12 protein-coding genes are annotated in these 23,073 nt (G+C 51.8%); 7 read left to right on the top strand and 5 right to left on the bottom strand.

The window, feature by feature from the left end; genetic code table 11:
• The first annotated feature begins 95 nt into the window (after positions 1-95).
• From IPN95_12205 to IPN95_12230, 6 genes are all read left to right on the top strand, one after another.
• Entirely contained in the window at positions 96-1,139 is a 1,044-nt protein-coding gene (locus IPN95_12205) for a DUF4249 family protein (protein ID MBK9450145.1), read from the top strand.
• Positions 1,140-1,272: 133 nt separating this feature from the next.
• Entirely contained in the window at positions 1,273-1,719 is a 447-nt protein-coding gene (locus IPN95_12210) for an Hsp20/alpha crystallin family protein (protein ID MBK9450146.1), read from the top strand.
• Positions 1,720-1,792: 73 nt separating this feature from the next.
• On the top strand, positions 1,793-3,685 hold the full coding sequence (gene dnaK, locus IPN95_12215; GenBank protein MBK9450147.1) for a molecular chaperone DnaK: 1,893 nt from the start codon (positions 1,793-1,795) through the stop codon (positions 3,683-3,685).
• Positions 3,686-4,078: 393 nt separating this feature from the next.
• Entirely contained in the window at positions 4,079-10,573 is a 6,495-nt protein-coding gene (locus IPN95_12220) for a gliding motility-associated C-terminal domain-containing protein (protein MBK9450148.1), read from the top strand.
• 93 nt (positions 10,574-10,666) lie between these two features.
• The gene (locus IPN95_12225; protein MBK9450149.1) at positions 10,667-10,888 is read left to right on the top strand and encodes a hypothetical protein; all 222 of its coding nucleotides are present in this window, start codon (positions 10,667-10,669) and stop codon (positions 10,886-10,888) included.
• A complete protein-coding gene (locus IPN95_12230) occupies positions 10,836-11,591 on the top strand; it encodes an SDR family NAD(P)-dependent oxidoreductase (protein MBK9450150.1) in 756 nt (251 codons plus the stop codon). The genes IPN95_12225 and IPN95_12230 overlap by 53 nt, the downstream gene beginning before the upstream one ends.
• Before the next feature lie 4 nt (positions 11,592-11,595).
• Here the strand turns inward: IPN95_12230 and IPN95_12235 are convergent, their stop codons facing one another.
• From IPN95_12235 to IPN95_12255, 5 genes are all read right to left on the bottom strand, one after another.
• Positions 11,596-13,044 carry a choice-of-anchor L domain-containing protein gene (locus IPN95_12235; GenBank protein MBK9450151.1) on the bottom strand — a complete coding sequence of 483 codons (1,449 nt, stop codon included), beginning with the start codon at positions 13,042-13,044 and terminating at the stop codon, positions 11,596-11,598.
• Positions 13,041-14,675, bottom strand: coding sequence for an endonuclease (locus tag IPN95_12240; GenBank protein MBK9450152.1), 1,635 nt, complete (start codon positions 14,673-14,675; stop codon positions 13,041-13,043). The genes IPN95_12235 and IPN95_12240 overlap by 4 nt, the downstream gene beginning before the upstream one ends.
• Positions 14,676-14,739: 64 nt before the next feature.
• On the bottom strand, positions 14,740-19,059 hold the full coding sequence (locus IPN95_12245) for a S8 family serine peptidase (GenBank protein MBK9450153.1): 4,320 nt from the start codon (positions 19,057-19,059) through the stop codon (positions 14,740-14,742).
• A 47-nt stretch (positions 19,060-19,106) separates the two neighbouring features.
• Entirely contained in the window at positions 19,107-20,414 is a 1,308-nt protein-coding gene (gene mtaB / locus IPN95_12250; protein ID MBK9450154.1) for a tRNA (N(6)-L-threonylcarbamoyladenosine(37)-C(2))-methylthiotransferase MtaB, read from the bottom strand.
• Between the two features lie 81 nt (positions 20,415-20,495).
• The gene (locus IPN95_12255) at positions 20,496-21,026 is read right to left on the bottom strand and encodes a hypothetical protein (protein MBK9450155.1); all 531 of its coding nucleotides are present in this window, start codon (positions 21,024-21,026) and stop codon (positions 20,496-20,498) included.
• A 107-nt stretch (positions 21,027-21,133) separates the two neighbouring features.
• Here IPN95_12255 and IPN95_12260 point away from each other — a divergent pair, with 107 nt between their 5' ends.
• Positions 21,134-23,065 (top strand): DUF2723 domain-containing protein, encoded by a 1,932-nt coding sequence (locus tag IPN95_12260; GenBank protein ID MBK9450156.1) that lies wholly within the window; start codon positions 21,134-21,136, stop codon positions 23,063-23,065.
• Positions 23,066-23,073 lie beyond the last annotated feature (8 nt).

The following is a 23,073-nucleotide window of genomic DNA, read 5'->3' on the forward strand; positions in this document are numbered from 1 at the left end:
GTCGGGAATACACTTGGGAACTTGTTTCGCCTTTGCCATCTCTGGCGAAACACTTGCATAAAAGGGTTGAATTGCTGTAATTCAGGGAGAAAGCGATGAAACTCGGCGATTGGCTTTGCTTGCTCTTGCTGGTTTTGGGAGCCTCCTGCAATCCGGAGGTAGATATCTATGCGCCTGAACGTGAGCTTTATGCAGTGTATGGCGTGCTGAATCCCAAGTCTTCACAGCAGCTGGTATCCATCACCAAGGTTTTTCAAAGTGAAGGCGATCCAGGCCTGTATGCTGCAACCAATGACTTGAGTGCGCGTGGCTTAAATGTCGAGTTGCACAGCGATTCCACGGTGCTTCGAGCCAATTTGATCGAAATTCCCGATTCGATGTCAGGGCTATTCCCCTTGACCACAGGAGTTTACCAGTTCCAAACCACAGGTGCGGATGTCCTGAAACCGGGGGAGCGTTATGACTTGCTCATTACCAAGCCCGACGAACCAGAATTCCGTATTTCGGCGCATACTGAAATTCCGACGGCTCCGATCTTGATTTCGCCGGAGGGCCCTTACTATTCTGCAATGCATCAGACATTCACCTATCCCACCATTGACTTTTCGGAGGAAGTGGGCGTGACATTTCGCCGCGGAACCGGAATCGGCTTTGAAATCAGGGTCTATGTCAAATTTTGGGATGGATCCACTGAGCGGACCGCAATGTGGGGACCAACCCCCATTTTCTTGGAACCTAAACGTTGTCAGGCTGACTTGGCCAATGGCCAAATGTGCCGCATCATTCCGAAAAGATCGGTCACCAACGCCCTGCATTCGGTATTTGCAGACTTTCAGCCTGACACGGTTTATGTGCATGACACGATAAAAGTCGCTCATGTGTTGGATCAGCTGAGCAAGAAGTCTTGGTTGGAGGTCACATGTGTGGATTCGGCGCTCACGTACTACTTGTATGCCAACAATCCATTTGGTTTTGGAACCAATATGTTGATCGACAAGCAGGAATATTCCAACATCAGTGGCGACAATATCGGCATCTTCGGCTCCATCAATACAACATTTCGCTACTTCTTTTTGGGTTCCTGTTCGAGGTGGCTAGCTGGCTTGCGCGGTGCTCAGCCGACAGGATGTGACCGATAATCTGCATTCATTTCTGCCAAATCTGCCAACTTGTCACAACCCTGACGCATTTCAGCATTGATTTTCGGCCAATGCGACAGGCTGCCACAGATGGCACTATCCTTGTTTCAGTGATTCCAAATTCAAGAAGAGAATGGCAGAGCAGCAAAATCAACAGAAGGAGTTTTTTACCGAGATCAAGAATGAATTCAAGGAGATCGGTACCAAAGTCAACAAGATGTTTGACGAACTCGTGAGAGGTAAGGATGGAGGCAAATCATTTGTGCCTGCAACCGACATCTGGGAGACCAAGGAAGAGCTCATCTTCGAATTGGATTTGCCTGGTTGCGTCAAAAGTGACTTTTTGGTTCAAGTGCGCGACAGCAGCTTGGTCATCAAGGGGCAGCGTACCCGGGTAACGGAACCCACCATGAACTTTAGTCAGCGTGAACGCGGATTTGGTGAGTTTGAACGCATTTTCCCGATTCCCGGCAACATCGACCAAGGCCGTATCAAAGCCAAGTTCGAAGGTGGCGTATTGCGGTTGACCATGCCCAAGGAAGCTGTGGAAATCGAAGCGACCCAAGTCAACGTGGATTGAGCAACAACATCAAATAACGAAATACAACATACTAGTTTTCAATTATCAAGAACTTATTTAGCACAATAGATACATGGGAAAAATAATCGGAATTGACCTTGGCACGACAAACTCAGTCGTCTCAGTCATGGAAGGAAACGAGCCTGTCGTGATCATTAACTCCGAAGGCAAACGCACCACACCCTCCGTCATCGCTTTTACCAAAGAAGGGGAGCGCATCGTAGGGGAGCAAGCTAAGCGTCAGGCACTTGCCAATGCGCGTAACACCGTACGTTCGATCAAGCGTTTCATGGGCCGCCGGTATTCGGAGGTCATTGCAGACACGAAAGAAATCTCCTATGAGGTCGTGCGTGGCAACAATGACATGGCGGTTGTGAAAATTGACGACCGTAACTTCACCCCGCAGGAAATTTCGGCGATGGTGCTTCAGAAGCTCAAGAAGTCTGCTGAAGACTATCTTGGCCACGAGGTGACCGAGGCTGTGATCACGGTGCCTGCCTACTTCAATGATGCGCAGCGCAATGCAACCAAGGAAGCTGGCGAAATCGCTGGTCTCAAGGTGCAGCGTATCATCAACGAACCGACCGCTGCAGCCTTGGCCTACGGCTTGGACAAGCAGCACAAGAACATGAAAATCGCGGTCTTTGACCTCGGTGGTGGAACCTTTGACATTTCGATCCTCGAGTTGGGCGATGGTGTCTTTGAAGTGCTCAGCACCAACGGCGATACACGCCTCGGCGGTGACGACTTTGACCAAAAGATCATCGACTGGATGGCCGACGAATTCAAAAAGACCGATGGTGTGGACCTTCGCAAGGATCCAAAAACCCTTCAGCGTCTGAAAGAAGCCGCCGAGACTGCCAAGGTTGAACTCAGCAATGCAACACAGGCACAAATCAGCTTGCCCTACATCCACATGGATGCCAACGGTGCCAAGAACTTGGACCTGACACTGACACGCTCCAAATTCGAAATGATTTGTGACAGCCTCTTCACACGTGCCATCGAGCCATGTAAAAAGGCCGTTTCGGATGCGAAAGTGAGCCTCAGCGAAATCGACGAAGTGATTTTGGTGGGCGGATCTACCCGTATCCCCAAAGTGCAGCAGATCGTGAAGGACTTCTTTGGCAAAGAGCCCAACCGTAGTGTGAACCCCGACGAAGTCGTGGCAGTCGGTGCAGCCATCCAAGGTGGCGTGCTTTCCGGCGACGTGCAGGGCATCCTCTTGTTGGACGTGACCCCGCTTTCATTGGGCATCGAGATTCAAGGCGGCATCTGCCACAAGTTGATCGAATCCAATACCACGATTCCAGCACGCAAGTCAGAAGTTTTCTCGACCGCCGCTGACAATCAGCCAAGTGTGGAAATTCACATCTTGCAGGGAGAGCGCCCGATGGCAGCCGACAACAGGACGCTGGGCAAGTTTCACTTGGACAGCATTCCACCGGCACCACGTGGGATCCCGCAGATCGAAGTCACATTTGACATCGACGCCAACGGTATCTTGAACGTGACGGCACGTGACAAAGGCACCGGCAAAGAGCAACGCATCCGTATCGAGGCAAGCACCGGGTTGAACGATGCAGAAATCGAAAAGATGCGCCAGGAGGCCAAGCTGAACGAGGCTGCCGACAATGCCCGCAAAGAGCAGGCTGAAAAACTGAACCACGCCGATTCGTTGATTTTCCAAACGGAAAAGACGATGAAGGAGCACGGCGACAAGTTGCCTGAAGACAAGAAAAGGCCGATCGAAGATGCTTTGGCCGATCTGAAGCGTGTATTTGAGGCCAAAGACCTTGCAGGCATTGAAAGTGCAACGCAGGCGCTCAACGCAGCGATGGGCAGCATTTACCAAGACCTGCAAAATGCGCAAGCTGCGCAGGGCGGTGGCGAAGGTGCGCAAGGCAATGACGGCGCCGACACGACGATCAAGGACGTGGACTTCGAAGAAGTCAAAGGAAACTAATTCCAAAAGAATTAGACGATTGAGCAAGAGCATCCACTTCACGGTGGATGCTCTTGCATTTGGTGGCTTTCGTAGCAGCACGCGTGGATTTGTCCCGCCGTGAAATCGTTTTGATTCCTGGTTTGAGCCAAGAATTTGTCGAATTGAGCGGCAGTTGAGCAACCGCCTAGACCCTAAAATCGACCGTTCGCGCTGCCAACCTGACTGTTCGGGAAGCGGGGCGTGCGATTGGTCGAATTCCCCGCCCAAACGTGCCCAAAAACGCTTGAAACGTAGGGAAAAGACATTGATCAGGGGCCGAAACATGCGTACCTTTCTGCCTTTGATTCCGCTTTGGAATGATGGACGAAAAATAGATTCATGCGATTTTCTCGAATTCTTTTTTCAGCATTCTTGATCTTGTTGTTGAGCTTGGTTGCCAAGCCAGTGAAGGCGACCCACTTGATGGGTAATGACATCACCTATACTTGCATCAATGCCTGTACGATTGAGGTACACCAGCGTGTGTACCGGGATTGTTGCAGCAGTTGTTCGCAGTGGGTGGGCCTTCAGGATTTTCAGATTGTCGGCGCAAACGGCTGCCTCGGAGCACCTACACAAATCGGCGGATGGCTACCGGGTAATAACCCAGCCCAATCCACGGGTTGGGTGGTGAGCGAGGTGACGCCGGTTTGTCCTAACACGGTGACGCAGTGCCAAGACCCGAACGGCTCGACGATCAGGGGGGTGCAAGAATACCACCGTTGGTCCCAATGGGACATTTGCGGCACAGGTTGCGCAGCTTTCACCATCGAGTGGTGGGGCCAAAACCGGAATGGTGGCATTACATCAGGCGCAGCCAATCAAGGATTGGGTTCCTTCCTCACGACGATCAACACCAACCTTGGGTCATGCAACAACTCCCCACAATTCAACAATCCTCCTGTGCCTTATATGTGTGCAGGTCAGCCATTTACCTTTAACCAAGGTGCGACGGACCCTGACGGTGACTCGCTGTCCTATTCACTTGGCCTGTGCTACACTGACCAAAACGTCCCGATTACCTACGATCCGGGCTTTTCCTTCAACAATCCGCTTGGTCCAAGCTGGAATGTGGTCATGAATCCAACTTCGGGTGACGTTTCGTTTACCCCTAATCCCGGTAACATTGAAGTTGGTGTGATGTGCGTGTATGTACAGGAATGGCGCAATGGCGTGCTGATCAATACCATTGTGCGCGACATGCAAATCAACGTCATTCCTTGTCCCAACAACGCAACTCCGATTGCGAATACGGTCACCAACGTTGTCAATGGCCAAGGTTCGGGCAATGGGCAGACGGGTATCACCGTAGGAACTTGCATCAACAACAACCTTTGTTTTGATATTCCTTTGGTGGATACCGACTTGGGGGATACTGTTACGGCTTGGTGGAACAACGCGATTCCCACAGGTCAGTTTTTCCTCCAAAACAACATCGGAATTCAAGATACCATTTCTGGCGTGAATCCCGTGGCAACGTTTTGCTGGACACCTACCTCGGCAGGTACGTTTTCCTTTCTTGTCGAAATGCGGGACAACAATTGTCCTTCTTATGGATTTTCGCAGTTCACGGTTACGATCATTGTGAGTAATCCGACGTCGTTGGCGGCGGTGCAGTCGGTGGATTGTGATACGGCAACGATTTGCGCTTTTGGTTTTAACGGAATAGCACCCTTCACTTACAATTGGAGTGGACAAGGCGGCCTTTCGGGAAACACGGCTTGCGTCACGAACATCTATCCGGGGGCTGGCACATATACCTATTCGGTAACTGTAACGGATGCCTACGGCTGTCCCTCGATCTCGACGGGAAATGTGGTGATTCCTACAGTTCCTGTCGCCAATGCTGGCCCGGATATCCTCGCATGTCAAATTTTCAGCGATTCCATTGGTGGACCCTCCACCGCGAACAACACATATATATGGACACCCACTTTTGGGTTGTCGAGTTCGACGGTGGCCAATCCATTGCTCACGCTCATCAACCCCGGTCCTACAGTGATTTCGGGGCAATATATCGTAACACAGACGAGTACAGCTACAGGCTGCTTCGACAAGGATACGATGAACATCACGATCTCCTATCCGGCACAACTCACATTCCTTCCTGACAATATCGAGTGTTACGGAACCCCGACCGGAGGTATCGACATGACGGTTACCAACGGCCTTGCGCCATTTATCTACAGTTGGACCGGGCCGAATGGGTTTACTGCCAATTCGCAGGATTTGAACAATATCTACGCGGGAACTTATGTCGTCAGCGTCACAGACTCTGCGGGATGCGTTTCCATCGACTCTGTGACGATCACGCAGCCCTTGTCACCTCTTTGGGTAGCCTTAATTGGAACCGATATTTGCTGCAACGGCGCGACAGATGGGCTGGTGGATGCTACGATCACGGGAGATTCGCCACCTTACATCTATCAATGGAGTGGGCCGCTTGGTTTTACCGCCAATACCCAAGATATCAGTGGATTGGCTGCTGGTATGTATTCCGTCACCGTTTCGGACCAGATTGGATGTGTGATATCTGATAGCATTGAAATTCATGAACCAACCCCGGTTGTCTTCAATTTCAATGTCTATGATGCCGCATGCAACGGTGATGCGTTAGGGATTATTGCAGCTGAGATCACCGGCGGCTACGGCAATTATGGCTATTCTTGGTCTCCAGGCGGGCAAACGGTAGATTCGATCACCGGATTGGTGGCCGGCGACTACATTCTCTCGGTTAGCGACACCTGTTTTGGGGATTCGCTGGTAAATATCTACTACGAAGACTTTGAAGGTCATTCTCCTTGGACACTCAACACATTTACCGGAGCCAACGGAGCGGATCGCAACCTTTGGGCCATCAACGATGGCGAAGGTGGCGAACAGCCTGGCAATTGCGGCGTGACGCTGAATGGTGACACGACCCTGCACATTGTCAAATTGTCCAATCCAAACGGTCGTGCAGAGTATGAAACGGGTGGCAACTGCGGGACAGGACCTTGTCCACAAACCAACGTCAGGGCCGAATCTCCTTTCATTTCGACGGTTGGCTATTCCGCTTTGACGCTCGAATTTGACTTCATTTCATTGGGCGATCTGCTGAATGACAACTGTTCAGTCTTGTACAATGACGGCGGCGGATGGACTGTGCTGAATCCGAGCATTAAAAGTTTGAACTGTTCTCCGGGTGTCGGACAATGGCTGCGAAGCACGGTGGTTTTGCCGGGTGCCGCAAACAATATCCCCAACCTGCAGATCGGGTTCAATTGGACCAACAACGACGACGGGGTAGGAGCGAATCCATCTGTTGCCATCAACAACGTGCGCATTTTTGCTCCAAGGATTTTCTCTCCGACTGCCTGCGTCGTCAGCGACACGGCAACGGTAGGAGAACCAACTCCGATCACCTCCAATATTGTCTCTACGAATGTCCTTTGTTTCGGCGAGAACAGCGGAGTTGCGACGGTAACTGCAAGTGGCGGCAATGGCAATTTCCACTATGCATGGTCCAATGGAGCCTTTGGCGCAACGATCAACAACTTGTTGGCTGGTCAATACGTGGTGACGGTGACCGACACGGCTTATACCCCGGCTGGTGGACCTTTGGGTTACCTGACCTGTACGCACTTTGATACCGTGGTGATTACGCAACCACCTTTGTTGGTGGCATTTGCCACCGCAACGCCAACCTCCTGCTTCCTTGGAAGCGACGGATCGGTAACCGTGAACGCCTCTGGCGGCACACCCAATTACCAATACGTTTGGAATACCACGCCGATTCAGTTCACGCAGACAGTCAACGGATTGGCGACCAATGCCTATGCAGTGACCGTCACCGACTTGAACGGCTGTGTTGCCAATGCTGCGACGGTGGTGTCGCAACCCAGTCCAGTTGCCGTCGGCATGTCCATGACCAATTCGACTTGCGGCAGCCCCAATGGTACCGCGACGGCAACGCCTTCTGGCGGAACTCCCGGCTATACCTACCAATGGGGTACCAACCCCGTGCAGACGGGCCAAACGGCCACCGGCTTGATGGCAGGTTTGGTGCAAGTCACCGTAACCGACGCCAATGGTTGCTCGAGCTTCGGCCAGATTATCGTTGGCAACGAACCACGACCAACTTTGAGCCTCGTTTCCCAACAAAATATCTTCTGCTTTGGCGGATCCAACGGTCAGGCGACAGTAGCAGCTTCCGGCGGTCGCCCACCGTATTCCTATTCTTGGAGCAACGGTCAAACTGGCGCAACGGGAACTGGCTTCCCAGCAGGAACTGCCTATGCATTCGTCACGGACTTCTACGGATGTCGTGATACGCTCGCGATTCTTTTCACCGAACCGACCGCAGTTGGCGGAACGGTGGTGGTACAGGACATGGGTTGTAACTCGACCGTGCCCGATGGTACCATCGGCATCCTGCCAACCGGTGGTACACCAGGCTATTTCTATCTCTGGTCGACTGCGCCTGCGCAAACGACACAAATGGCAACAGGCGTCGCGCCAGGCATTTATTTCGTAACCGTGACCGATGCCAACGGATGTACCTTCGTCACAAGCGATACGGTTCGTCAGACGCCAAGTCCACAGATTTCGATGGGACCCACCGCGCAATTCTGTGAAGGAGATGGCGGGGCGATCATTTTCGCCAATGCTTCCGGAACCGGTGCACCTTATTACTACAACTGGTGGTGCGATTCGACCAATACCTTCTGCGGCATTGACTCGATTTACGACAATGATCCGCTCGTCAATCCTGATACAAGTACTTGGTACTATTGTTATGTGACCGATTTGAATGGCTGCTTGAGCAACATTGACTCGATATTTGTCACAGTACTGCCCAAGCCGATTGTCGATGCCGGGATAGATCAGGTGATTTGCGGAGACAGCGCACCTTGTGTGGTGCTTTCGCCGACCATCACAGGTGCAGGTGGCCCCTATACATTCAATTGGTCACCCGGAAACAGCCTGAACGACTCCACGATCATGAATCCTTGTGCCCGACCGGACACGACCACGATCTATACGTTGCAAGTCACCGCCGGCAATGGCTGTACGAGTGAAGTCACGACGACCGATACGCTGAGTTCGGTGATTGTCGTGGTGGCGCCGATTCCGATTGCGGAGGCGGGGCCTGACCGAGACATTTGTTTTGGCGATACGACACAATTGCAGGGCTTTGGCACAGGCGCGGGTCCAGCCTATGAGTTCCAATGGACGCCTTCGCAGGGACTGAGCGACACGACGATAGCGGCGCCTTGGGCGTTCCCGCCACTCACGACGGACTTCACTTTGGTGGTTTGGAGCAATGGTTGTCCAAGTTATGCCGATACGGTTCAGGTGCGTGTGCATACGATTCCGACCGTAGAAGCTGGCTGGGACCGTGAGATTTGCCTTGGCGATACCGCGATCATGGATGCCATGGCAGCTGGCGATTCGACGGCAACTTACACTTTCCAATGGTCACCTCCGACCGGAATCGTAGGACCAACCGGGGTGGAAGACGCTTGGGCAAGCCCGGATTCTTCGACGACCTACTACGTCGTCGCTACGACCAATTGGGGTTGTGAAAGTGTTCCTGACTCCATGACAGTCTATGTCAAACCCACGCCGATTGCTGATGCTGGGCCCAACATTACCATTTGCGAATCCGATAGCGTGCTATTGCAGGGTAGTTATTTCTACACGACAACGGATTCGGCTCCAAGTCCCTCGCAGGTCTATTTCTCATGGATCCCTGCTGATTCGATGAATGACTCGACGTTGATTCAGCCATTGGTTTGGCCGACGACTTCTACCGTCTATCATTTGCAAGTGCGTTACAATACCTGCGCCACGGAGGATTCGATGATCGTGACCGTGATTCCGGACATTTCCTTGACCTACGAGGCAGATACCACTATCATTTGCGACCGCGATTCAATCCAATTGCATGCAGCCGGTGGATTGGGTGGCGCGGTTTTCCAATGGACGCCGCCGCATGGATTGAGCGATCCAAGCAGCCCAAATCCGATGGCTTCGCCGGATACCACCACGACCTATCATTTGGTTGCGACGGAAGGTGGATGCTCGGATGAAGGTGAAATCACGATCCAAGTGATTCCAAGTCCGACAGCGGCTTACCTGAGCTCTCTGCCGGAAGGTTGTCCTCCCTTTGAGGTGCATTTCACGCAGACGGCTGAAAACACGATCAATTTCATCTGGAACTTTGGGGATGGCAGCACAAGTGTGTCGAATGAGGATTTCCCGATTCACACTTATACCACTCCGGGAACTTATGTCGTGACGATGATCGCCGAAAACTACGGTGCTTGCGCGGACACTGCCCAAACGGTGACCGTGACCGTATTCGACACAGCATTGGTGGATTTTAGCTCCAATCCGACCTATCCTGTGGAATTGTTCTTGCCCAATACGACGGTGGAATTCACCAATTTGACCATTGGCGCGACGGAATACACGTGGGACTTCGGAGATGGATTCGTCAATACCGAATTGAATCCGGCGCACTTGTACAATCAGCCAGGTGAATATTTCGTAACGCTTTATGCTACGAATGCATTGGGTTGCCACAGTCAGATTACGAAAGGCCCTTATGTTGTGGTGCCGACAGATTTGTTCATCCCCAATGTATTCAGCCCGAATGCCGACGGTATCAACGATTTGTTCTTGGTGAATTACACTGGTTCGCAGCCGTTTACGATGCAGATCATGGACCGTTGGGGCGTCAAGCTCTATGCGGGCAACAACAAGGTGATCGGCTGGGACGGAACGAATGACAAAGGCGAAGACGTCGTCGACGGCGTGTATTTTTACTACGTCAAAATTGGCGGAAAGGAATACACCGGTCCCGTGACCTTGGTGCGCTAAGGTTATTTCCTGAATGCTGCGTCGCCTCCGATCTTGATGATGGGAGGCGACGCCGTTTTTGGGGAGCTATTCTGAACCCAATGCGGCGATCGAATGGTTTTATCAACGCCCCAGCAGCCATTTGCCGAACAAATTCCCTCGAATGCTGTTGATAGAAGCGAAACATCAAGAAAAATGGCTTCAGGAAAAACAGTTGTGATCACCGGTGCAAACTCCGGAATTGGCTTGGCATCCGCGCAAATTTTGGCTGGCAAGGGCTGGAATGTTGATTACGATCTGCCGCAATCCGCAAAGCGGAAAGGCATTGGAAGATGATCTTTGCAGACAATTTCCCAATATCACGGCCAAAAATTTCGTTGCTGATCTTTCTGATTTCCAGTCGATCCAGTCTGTCGCCCAATTGATTCTGGAGCAATTTCCCGCCATTGATGTGCTGCTCAACAATGCCGGTTTCTATCCCGACAAGATCGAATACGTTAATGGCATCGAGAAAACCCTTTATGCTTCGCATTTGGGGCATTTTCTATTGACCAAACTGTTGCTCCCAGCGTTGGGAAAGGTCGCCGAGGCGAGGATCATCAACGTTTCTTCAGCGGTGCATCCGATGGGTAGGGTGGAACGGTTTTTCAAGCAGAATGAAGGCATGACCTCGATCAAAGCCTATGCCGATGCGAAACTGGCCAATATTCTTTTTTCCATGGGTCTCAGCAAACGATTGCCCGCAGGAATTACCACATATTCGCTTCACCCAGGCGTGGTGCATACCGGTTTTGCACGTACCACCAGCGGTTTTATGGGAACAATGGTCAGGTTGTTTGGCAGGTTTTTGATGACGCCCGAAAAAGGTGCAGCCACCAGCGTTTTCTTGACGACGGCCAACATTGCCTTGATCAAATCCGATTCGGGGAAATACTTTGACAAGAAAAAAGTAGCGGCGACGCGCAACAAAGACATCACGCAAGAAAATGCAGAATGGCTTTGGACCAAAACCGAGGAACTCATGTCCAAGCTCGTGTGAGCTTTTATTGCTCGCTCAACCAAATTTCAACGCGGTGCACATCCTTGCTGGAGGAATGCCCGACCGGTGTCATAAAAATTTGGCTGGGTCGCGCACCTGCTTGCACGAGCGCGAGGTGGATCGCGTCGAATCGCTGATTGCGAACGTCTTGTGGATCACCTTCGGGAAAATACAGCGCCAATTTCCTGGATCGGTTTTCAGCCAGCTTTTTTCCGTATTCCTGCACCTTGACTTTATCCGAAGGTGAAAGTTCGAATTCCAAGCCTTCAAATAGGATCAAGTCCAAATCTAAAAACCGGGGACCTTCCTCTTCTGGATCACGAGGCTGATAGTTGTCGGATAGCTCCAAGATCTCAGGCTCATTTTCTGATTTGTCGATTTTCGCAGAATCTGCTTGTTGGATCTCGGGCTGCTCCTCCTTGGGCAATTCCGCTGGCGGATTGGCGCGTGCGATGCTGTCTCGGATATGCTCTTTGACGCGGGAAATGCTGTCCTGCACCAATTTGTCGCGCAACATTTTGATTTCTGCGACCATCCGGAGGCTGTCTTCCACGACTTTGACGCGGGCCAAACTGTCTTCACGCCGCTGCGCGGCAATCAGCTGACGACGTAGCTCATGCTTGGATTGCTCCAGACTTTTCAGCGAATTGCCTTCCAGCAAAACCGCCGAGTCAACCGTGCCGTCACCCGCATCGGCAATGGACATCTGAAAGTGATAAATCTGCTTGGGTTGGATGCGGCAGCCAACTGAAAAGACCTTGGACATGCCGTCAAACGAAAAATTGTTCAGTACATCCTGATTCAGCCCGGCTTTGACCTGCTCGTTGATTTTTCCAACCAAGTTAAAGGGATTGTTGTCAACGTAAAATTGGCGATTTTGATTGGGATTGATTGAATTGACCGTGATCGGTTGCGTCGTTCCGGGCAAAACCGCGAAGTTTTTTCCTGCGGGCATGCCGGGACCAGTAATCACAATGGCAAAAGCATCGTTGAAGGTGGAGCCGACGTAGTCGTGGTATTCTTCGCTGGCAAAGAGGAAGTTGAAGGCAAGACTGTCTTTGTCGGCCATAAAATCAAAGTCCAGAACGGCAGCATCAAAGGTGCGGCCCCCTGCAAGCGCGTAAAGATTCTTGTCGCCGGTGGATCCGTTGACGGTTGACGTTTTGGGGTTGGTATTGGCAGCAGCCATATCGCTTGCCTTTCCCGTGCTCATCACAATTCCTGAGGCAAAAATCTTCTTGGCATCGGGGTAGGCAAATTCACCCAAAGCGGCCGGCATTCCTGCGTAGCGTACATTTTTGATCACGACCCCTTTTCCGGGCACGATTTCCTTGATCATCTCTTCGGGTGTGCGGTCTTGGCGCACCGTCAATTGGGCAACAATGCCAGACTGAACGGCAACATTCGCCAAGACGAACAAAACGAAGCTTTTCAGGAAACCGGTTGGGGTCATTCCACGATCAATTTTTGAGTAAAGTTGCCCTTTTCATTCTCGAAGCGGAGCAAGTACGCACCCGCGGACAGACCATTCAGCGACATTTCGGTGAGCAGGCTGCCTTTGGGCATGGTCGTTGTACGCAACAATTGGCCTTGAAGGTTCCAAATTCCTACCGTGGTGGTTTTGCGCATGGAATTTGGCAGTTGAATCCAGACACTTTCATTGGCGGGTTGTGGCCAAACCTTGATGCCGCCTACCGTTGCAGCTTCATCGACAGCGGTGATGAAACTCGAACCTTTGAGGTACACGGTGCGCGTGGGTGCATTGGGATCGTCCGTCGAAAATGTCAACGTCGCGAGGTAATTTTGATTGGCGACGGTAGGAGCGAAGCGGAGTTGAATTTCTGCCAAACTGTCGGCTGCGATGGCAAATGTCGTTGCGCCAGTGAAGGTAAATGCAGGATCGCTCAAGGTCAAGCTGCTCAGATTCAGTGTGCTCAGACCTTGATTGGCTACCGCATAAAACCCGTCCAACGTATTACCCGTGGGAATGGTACCGAAGTCCAGCGTGTCGCCGATCCAATCTGCAACGGGATCCTGGTTGCCGTTGTCCACGGTACAGAGGCTGGCGATGCGGTCCAAAAACTCGGGGTGATCCACAAACGGGTTACGATTGTGCTGAAATGCGAAAACGTCATCGTTCCGTTTTTTGTCAACACTGTCGGGTAGATACGTCGCATTCCAAGCCCTCAAAACGGGTTCCATGTTGCAGATAAAGCTCTGGTAGTCTTGATATCGGAAGTAGAAATAGAGCAAAGCACGAATCGAGGCACCCTTTTGGGTATCCCGGGGCTCAAATGTTGTCGAATTCGATTTTGATCCGCCCTGGGTCCAGCTTGGATTTGCTACGACGCCAAAGGGTTTGTTGGCACGCTCCGAATTGGATGTTGCCGTCGTCACAAACAAGTGATGTAAATCACTCAATTCGGGGAGATTTGAGCTGAATAGCGATTGCGGCATTGTATGCTCGGTGTTCAAATCAAAGGTTGTTTGAGCATCTGTGCGGCTCGTATAGCCCGCTGCGATGAAACCGGTATACACGCATTCCAAGGTGTTTGCAGTGGTTCCTTGTCCATTAACGCGCTGATTATCAATCACCATGTACATTTGGTCGCGAGATTGGTTGTATGTGTGACTGACGAAACCGGTTGTCACCGTTGTCTTAAGAGCGACTTTCAGATCTTCATTCCAGAGGTTTTGGGTGGCGTCGTAATAGGTATTGGTATATTTCCCAATCGCGAATACCCTCACATTGGGCACCTCAGGATGGCTCGAACTTTTTACCAGCATCCAGTCGGCATAGTTGATGTTGTGGTGCGGGTCGCAGCTGATGGTCAGCGTTCTGCTCCCGTTGGGCGCGATCACAAAGGACGTGTCCAGAAGCGAAAATGCATCTGTATGAAAGAAATCAATGTCTTCGACGACCAAATCCGTCGCTGAATTGTTGTTCAAGGTCACCGTCGTCGTGCTCGGCACGCCTTGGAAGACCGTTGAAAAATTGGCAACAGCAGGAGAAAAGGAAATTTGTCCGGCAACAAAACCAGCCCAGCAGCAAAAGCAGGTGATAAAAAGAGTCCTTAGCTTCATCGTGCGAAGGTAGGGAAAAAACAGAAGGAATTCGGCTTTGCAAGGTCAAGGAGGCAATTTGGAATCATTCCAAAACCTCAAACTTGCCCACGAAGTCCTCTTTGTCGAGCGATTCTACCCGGAAAAGGTACACGCCCGGGACAATCCGGTCACCCCACAGGTCAATCATGTTCCATTCCAAGCCGCCATCGCCATCGGTTTCTTCCAGGGTGATGATTTTCTTGCCACTCGCTGCATACACATGCACGGTCGCCGCCTGTGTCAAATTTGCAAACCGGATTCCATCAAATTGTTCGTGGCGGCGGTAAGGATTGGGATAGACATAAGCCGTTTGCAAGTCCGCCTGAAATTCGGAAAAGGTAGCTACGTTTCCGGATTTTTGCTTCATCGGCGAACCGTTTTGCGCCTCACCTCCGAGCAAGGTCACGGATACCGGATACCCCAAAGCCCCGAAAGCAGCACCCGATACGGTTACCAAGATCGTCATCACGTCTCCGTCCTTGAATTCAACGGCTTCCACCTTGCCCTGCGGCGCCATTCGGTACAATCCGGGGTCCAAAACCGAGGTTGTCATCGGAAAATTGAAGTGGATCTCTACCTGATTTTCGGATGAAATGGACCAATGGGTGAAGAATGCGAAGTCAGAAGTATCGGGAAAGTATTGGAATTGGGCAGTGTCAAACATGGAATCCAGCGGCGCGCGATCGGCATCCAAAAATTCGGATGCGATGGTCAAGGTGTTGGTTCCTTCTGCGAAGGGCTGTGCAAATCCGAGCAAAACTTGATGGTTGCGGTCGCCCGAAGAAGTCAGCGTGGCGCAGACAATGCTGTCATTGACGCGGAAATACTGGGCAGCCTCGGGGGCACTGAGAATCGGAACCGAAAAATAGGCCATGGCCTGTTGCGGTCCGGTGGCGACCACCGAGTCCAAGCGCCCTGGCGCATGGGGCTGCAGCACAATCGGATAGGAAAACGGACTGTATACCGGATTCAATCCACCATTTTTGCTTTCCAACACATATAAATAAGGTGTGCCGGCGATCAATCCGACCGAATCCAAGTATTCTGTGGCATTTGTGCTGTCGATCAAGTTGATCAAGATGCTACCGTTTCCAAGGATCGGCCCGCGCCAAATCCGGTAGGCCGTGGCATTTGCCGAACCCGACCATTGCAGAAAATCCTTGGAGGCATTGACAACTTGGCCATCAAAGTAAGCCGGCGGTTGCGGCCCTTGATAATTCACGTCCTTTTCCCAAAAAATCGCCTTGTCACCCCGTCCAATGGCCACTTCGTTCACGCCATTCGCATTAAAATCGCCGATCACGTGGTGGGTGGCAATGTCCCCGTAGTGGAACCATTGCATGCCGTAATTCCCGCCATCGAAATCGAGCACATAAGTCCTTGGAAATGTGGTGAAAACCAATTCGTCAGCTGCATCTTGGTCCAAGTTGCCAGCCGTCGCGGCATTGTATTCCTCGGTGTCAATGTCAAACAGAAAATCCTCCCAAACGACGGCAAATTGATTGTTGCCGGAGGATTTCAGGATGCGCAACCACCAATACAGCGGCTCATATTCGAAGTCTTCTTCATTCCGATTCAACGAAGTATGCACCGCCACAAAAATCTCTTTCACGCCATCCCCGTCGAAGTCGCCTGCTGTCAGGTAAGTGCCTGATTTTGTAAGGTCTGTCGTGTCGAGAAACACCCGGGAATACCCACTGCCATTGTATTCGTAGTCGAGCAAATCCCCGTCAAAATCCCCGAATACGATTTCTTTTTGCCCGTCGCCGTCAAAATCTTCCACCAAAACGCGGGGCGAAACCGATCCGGTATAGTCGGGACTGTCATCGGGCAAGGAGGCACCGACGCTAAAGCTCGCTCCATTCGGCACAAGAACCCTGTAGTTGCGGAAGTCCTTGGCAAGAACTTCGGTTGCGCCATCCGCATCGGCGTCGGCAAATCTCGCGGCATAAAGTCCTTGATTCAAAAAGCTGTTTTTAATGATGCTCGGGTAGGCGTTGAGTGTCGGCTGCTCCACAATGTAAAGCGAGTCGTTCACCGAGCAGAGCAATTCCTGAAGTCCATCGTTGTCGGCGTCAGCTACGTCCTTGGGAATCAGTACACTTTTGAAATTGAGCGAATCGGCAGCCGTAAATTGCACGGCATTGTATTCGTAGAATTTCGCCTTTCCAAATCCCAAATTGTCGTTGTATTCGCTGAGGGCCACCTCTTTGAGTCCGTCGCCGTCAAAATCGTAGGTCGCGTTCACATAATAACCCATCGGCAACGAATAGGTCAGCGTGTCATAACCTGTCATTGGAATGAATTCGGGTTGGAAGATAAACGTATCCACCGCCGTCTGCGCAACGAGTCCCGCTTCATTTTCAGCGCGCAAATAATATTGGTAGGTGCCCTGTTGCAGCACGTCGATGCCCAAAAGGAAGCTCCCGTGACGTGTCACGCGGTCATTCACCTGCGCCCGGAAATTCGATTCGCCCAAAGCCCTGAAATACAAAGTCGTTTTGCTGCGGTCATCTGCACGGTAAATCCATAGCATTTTCCGTTGCTCATTGTCCCAAGCGTGCACCACTTTGCGCAGGTCGATGGTCGGCGGCGTGCGGTCAATCACAAATCGAATGCGGTCTTCGGCCGTGGTGCCATTCGTTTTTGCCATTCGAAGGCGCAAAGTGTATTCGCCCGAGGCCAATCCCGCGATGTTCCAGTTTACAACCGTATCCCGAAACACCTGTTGCGTCTGATTGCCAAGGATTTCGACCCAGTCGTTGTTGCCTTCGATGCCAGATTCATAGTCGATCGTAAACCCGCTGAACTGCGGGTCCAAGGCGGTGATGACAATTGGAACGTTGTTGCTAGCCGATCCTTGGTCATTTTCTGGCGAAAGAATCTGCACTTCGGATGCCCCCACGACCCGCATTGCCTTGGCAATGTTCAGGCGTCCAGCTCCTGTAAAATGGTCCCATCCAATGTCGCTGATGTCATCGGTGCTGCTCGTGAGGATTCCTCTGATTTGCTGTGGACTGCATTCACCACGTTGCGAAAACAACAAGGCCACGGCAGCAGAAACCATCGGAGCCGATGTGCTTGTGCCACTGAAAAAGTCGAAATCTTCTTCGTTGGTGGTATCGCGAATCATCGGCGCAAGAATGCCGCTTCCTGGTGCACAGAGACTTACGGCATGTCCGTAGCTGCTCAGCGGCCACATGATTTCCGTGTTTCCGCCAAACGCAACAGCGGAGGCACTTACGGAAATGACTTCGTCAAAATTGCTCGGATAATGCAAATTGTCGCCTGTTCCATTGCCCGCACTTGCGATCATCACGACGCCTTTTTCCTCTGCGTAGCGAATTGCATCATGCATCATCTGCGACGGATAAATGTCCCCGAAGCTGAAATTGAGGATTTTGATGCCGTTGTCTGCCGCATACACGATGGCGCGCGCAATGTCGTCGTCTTCGCCGGAACCGGAGGCGCTAAATGCTCGCAAGACCTTGAGTCTGCAACCTGGCGCAATTCCTGCCCCTCCATAGTTGTTGTCTGCCCGGGCACCCACAATTCCTGCAACCAAGGTTCCGTGGTTGTTGTCGTCCTGCGGATTGGCGTCCTCAAACAGGTAATCCCCGCCAAAAGGGCTCCTCGGCTGATCGGTAAAATCCCAGCCGACCACATCGTCGGTGTAGCCGTTGTTGTCTTGGTCGATGCCGTCAAAATCGCCGCTGATGCCACTGACGAACACTGAATCCGGCCACGGATCGAATTTTCCGTTGCCGTTGGTGTCTTCGCTTGCCTTGACCGCGACCTGCCCTTCAAATTCGGGATGGCCAAAATCGAGGCCGGTGTCGAGAATGCCAACCACCACGGTGGCATCACCACGGGTGCTGTCCCAAGCTGCAAAGGTCTGGATATAAGAGTGATACCACTGATCAGCGACTTTGGGATCATTGGGGGCGTCGACGGGACGGTAGCTGTGAACGGCGGTGCTGCGGTTTTCTTCGACCCATTCAAATTGGCCGGTTGCGCGCAGGTCGGCGATCTTCGATTGAAGATCTGAATTTGGAAAACGGACGGTGTAAATTTGGTCGGCAGGGGTGGAGCGGCCGTTGGGTGCAGGTTGATGGAGTCTTTGGATATCGGAATAATTGGCGAAATGGTCCATTCCCGGCATTTGGAGGCGTTTGGCAGGGGCAATGTCGCCGGCGTTCCATTCCAGAAAAGCTTCGGAGTTGGTTCTGGGTTTGACTTTGAGGTTGATTTCGATTTGTGTGTAGGCGTGGGTGGTGAAGATGAGCCACGAAGACACAAAGACACAAAGGTACATCGGCCAACAAGTCACCAAGGCACCATGTTTGATGACACAAGCCTTCACCAAGCTTTCTTTGTGTCTTGGTGCCTTGGTGGCCAAAAAAAAGCGGTCTAGTGAGCGAGTACCACTTCATCGGCTTCGATCATCATTTCTCCATTGGCATCGAGCTCGGCAAGGCGGAAAGTGCGTATTTCATTGACCAACAGCGGGTCATAAGGCGTTATCACCTTGATATAGTTGTCGGTGAAGCCATGGAGATGACCCTCGCTGACTTCCTCTTCAAACAAAATGGGGCGGTTTTGCCCTTCGAATTGACTGTAAAAGTGGCGGCGTTTTTTTTCGCTGAGGCTACGCAGTTGCGTCGTGCGCTCGTTGCGGATGTGCTGCTGCACGGGATCGGGCAAGGTCAGCGCATGCGTGTTGGGGCGTTCGCTGTAGGTGAAAACGTGCAGGTAACTCACGTCGAGCGCATTCAGGAAATTGTAGGTGTCCAAAAAGTGCGCGTCGCTTTCGCCGGGATGGCCTGTGATCACATCGACCCCGATACAAGCATGCGGCATCAGCTGTTTGATCAGCGCCACACGGTCTGAATAGACTTCGCGCTTGTAGCGGCGGCGCATGTTTTTGAGCATTTCATCGTTGCCGCTTTGCAAAGGCACGTGGAAATGCGGCATAAATCGTTTGCTTTTTGCGACGAATTCAATGATCTCGTTGGTGAGCAGGTTGGGTTCAATGCTGCTGATGCGGAAGCGGTCGATGCCGTCCACTTCGTCGAGTGCGCGCACAACATCAATGAATTTCTCTGGTTGGTCGGTGCCGTAGTCGCCGATGTTCACGCCGGTAAGCACCACTTCGCGTACGCCTTCGCGGGCAAGCGCCTCGGCGTTGGCGATAATATTTCGCAATTCGTCACTGCGACTCTTGCCGCGGGCAAGCGGAATCGTGCAAAAGCTGCATTTGTAATCGCAACCGTCCTGAATTTTGAGGAAGCTGCGCGTTCTTTCGCCCTGCGAATAGGCCGAAACGAAGGAGGTTGCCTCCTTGATTTCGCTGGCGATGGCCTTCCCGCAAGCAGATTTGACAAAGTCATCCACAACCTCAAACAGCCGGAACTTCTCAGCAGCACCCAAAACGAGATCGACTCCGGGAATGCTTGCGATTTCCTGCGGCTTGAGCTGCGCATAGCAGCCCACGATCACGATATAGGCATCCGGATTGGACTTCAGGGCCTGCCGTACCACCTTGCGACATTTTTTGTCGGCGTTATCGGTGACCGAGCAGGTGTTGATGACATAAACGTCGGCGGGATCATGAAACGGCACACGGGCATAGCCGTGATCGTCAAATTGCCGACCGATCGCCGAAGTTTCGGAGAAATTGAGCTTGCAGCCCAGCGTGTAGAGGCCTACCTTTTTCATTGAAGGAACAAAGATAGGAGTTTTTGGGCAGTGGAGCCTTCGAAGGATGTCTCAAATCCAAGGTAGCACAACGGGGGGCTGTCAGCGCCTTGCGAAAGCGTGATCAAAGGTGAATTGGGGCACAATTGCAACCAAGGAGCCGTCTTCGCGGTAAAGTTCAAATGTGACCATGGCAGGATCATTGTTGTATTCAATGCTGGAATGGACCTGCAATTGGTCGCGCTCGAGGGCGCCATTCGGTAGAAACAGCGATTTGATGGCGTTGGCACGTGCAATTTGGAGCAATTGGCGATCTTCCTTGCCGACGAATTCAGCTTTTTGTGTGCGGATTCTCACGAGCAATACCGTGATGGTCGTGTCTTCAAAGCGTGAAATCAATTCGCTGGCAATCATCGTCGCCCATTCTGGACTGTCAAAATCAGCTTTTCCGGCTTCAAATTTCAGTTGCATAGCAGAAACGGGCACGTCGGAAAGTTGTCCGTAGCTGAAATTTCGCGTTCCTAGGACAAAAAAGGCGACGAGGAAAAGGAGGTGGACTGTTTTAGTCAACAGGCTTTGGGGCGGGGCAATATTCGCGGTGCCCACGCGCTGGCGTTGGAGGTGCTTTTTCATAAAATATCGGTGTTAGAAGTTCTTTGCTGCAAGGACAAGGGGGCATTTGAAGGGTTGCATCGTGTGTCATTTATTTTTTTATCGGCTGCTCGCTGTATATTCGCCCCATGACAGGGACTGAAAGATGGGCGCGCCCCATGGCCTTGATCGAGAAATGGGAACCCTTTGCCCCGGGCTTGATGGCCCTGATCGTCGGGATTTTCTATTTTCTCACGATGTCACCGACCATCGGGCATACCGATTCCGGTGAACTTGACGCTGTCGCCTACACGTTTGGTGTCGCGCATCCGACTGGATATCCGTTGTTTACCTTGTTGGGTTGGCTTTTTACCCGCCTTCCACTCGGCACCGTCGCTTGGCGGATGAACCTGATGTGTTTGCTTTTCGTCGTGGGAAGCGCTTGGGTTTGGGCCAAATTTCTGCGCGAATTTTTCATTTTGATGCGGACGAGCGTCAAAAAAGGGGACAGCAGTTATGCCTTGCGCATCAAAGTCGCCAATCTCGCTGGTACGATCGTGGGTACCCTGATGCTTTGCTTTGGACGCACTTGGTGGATGCAAAGCACGAGTTCGGAGGTGTATTCTTTACAATGTCTCCTTTTGGCGTTGATGCTGTGGACCTTGTTAAAGGCTTGGCATTCGAAGGAAAAGGTCTTCAAAGCGTGGGCAATTTTTGCGGTTGTCTTGGCACTTTGTTTTACCAATCACTTGACCTCCATTGTCTTGCTTCCCGGAACGCTGTATTTGTTTTTTGCGCGATTCGGGTTCAAGGGCGCCGCTTTCAAACAAGGATTTGGCCTCGTCGGCATTGGGCTTGGTGTATTGGTCGTCTTTTATGGTATGCTGATGTTCGTTGCATCTTCGCATCCAGCCTACAACTGGGGAAATCCGGAAGATTGGCCGAGGCTTTGGCACCACATCAGGGGAAAACAGTTTAGTGTGTTCATGTTCAATGGCCCCAAGGCCTTTGGCGAAAATTTTGTTGCCTACCTCAACCGCCTGCCCAATGAGTTTGGATGGGATTTGATTTGGCCCAAAATTCCGATTTGGATCGGTTTGGGCGCCATGGTTTTCCAAGGAATGACCTACGCCTTGCAACGCCGCCGCGAATGGGCGATTTTTTTTGGTGTGGGCTTCCTCTCGAATGTCTTTTGGGCAGCCAATTATTCCATCAAAGACCCCGAACCTTATTTTCTGTTCAGTTTCATGACGATTGCCTTTTTGGGTGCGATGCTCCTGCGTTGGTCCTGGATCGGAATGAAAAAAGTGGCTCCATTTCTTTCAGGAGCCTTTTTGATTGTCATCGGATTTCAAGTATTCTGGAATTTCGGGGTGACGAATCAGCGGGGGGCCTATCAGTATGAGGACTATGCGCGGGCGACTTTGTCAAGCGTTCCCAAGGATGCCATCATCATCAGCAAGGCTTGGGATGTTTTGGTTGGGCCTGCGAGTTATTTGCAAGGCTGCGAAGGATTCCGCACAGATGTTACAGTCGTCGATTATTCCTTGTTGCACGACCGCCATTGGTACGCAGCTCAGTTGAAGGCGCAAGATCCAGCATTGGCGAATGCCCTCGGTTCGCGGTTAACCGATTGGGAAAAAGCTGTTTACGATTTTGACATCAAGGGCAAGGTGAACCCCGCGGTGCTTTCTCCCCGTTTTGATGCGGTTTATTCCGGAATTCTTGCCCAAGTCCAAACGCGACCTGTTTTTCTTGCCCCTGACATTTTGAATGCGATTAGTTCGGGTGAAATAGCCCCTCCGCCTGCTGGATTGGCCCCATTGCCCGATCGCTATTTGGTGCGGTTGATGCCTGCCGAGGCGCTCACGACTTATGTTCCGATCGCAGCCGCCAGCAATCCGATTCGCTTTGCAGGCGATGAAGACGAGTACGAACACAGCTTGCTCAAGAATTTGTTGGCTCAGTCGCTGAGTTTCCGGGCAAAGTACGAGCAGCAGCAAGGACACCAACAAGAGGCCGATGCCTTGAACGCAGAAGTGAAAGCTTTGAATGTGAAGCCTATCAAGCCTAGGAAATAAGTGCAAAA

It is taken from the genome of Bacteroidota bacterium, assembly GCA_016718825.1.
Taxonomy (GTDB): Bacteria; Bacteroidota; Bacteroidia; order J057; family JADKCL01; genus JADKCL01.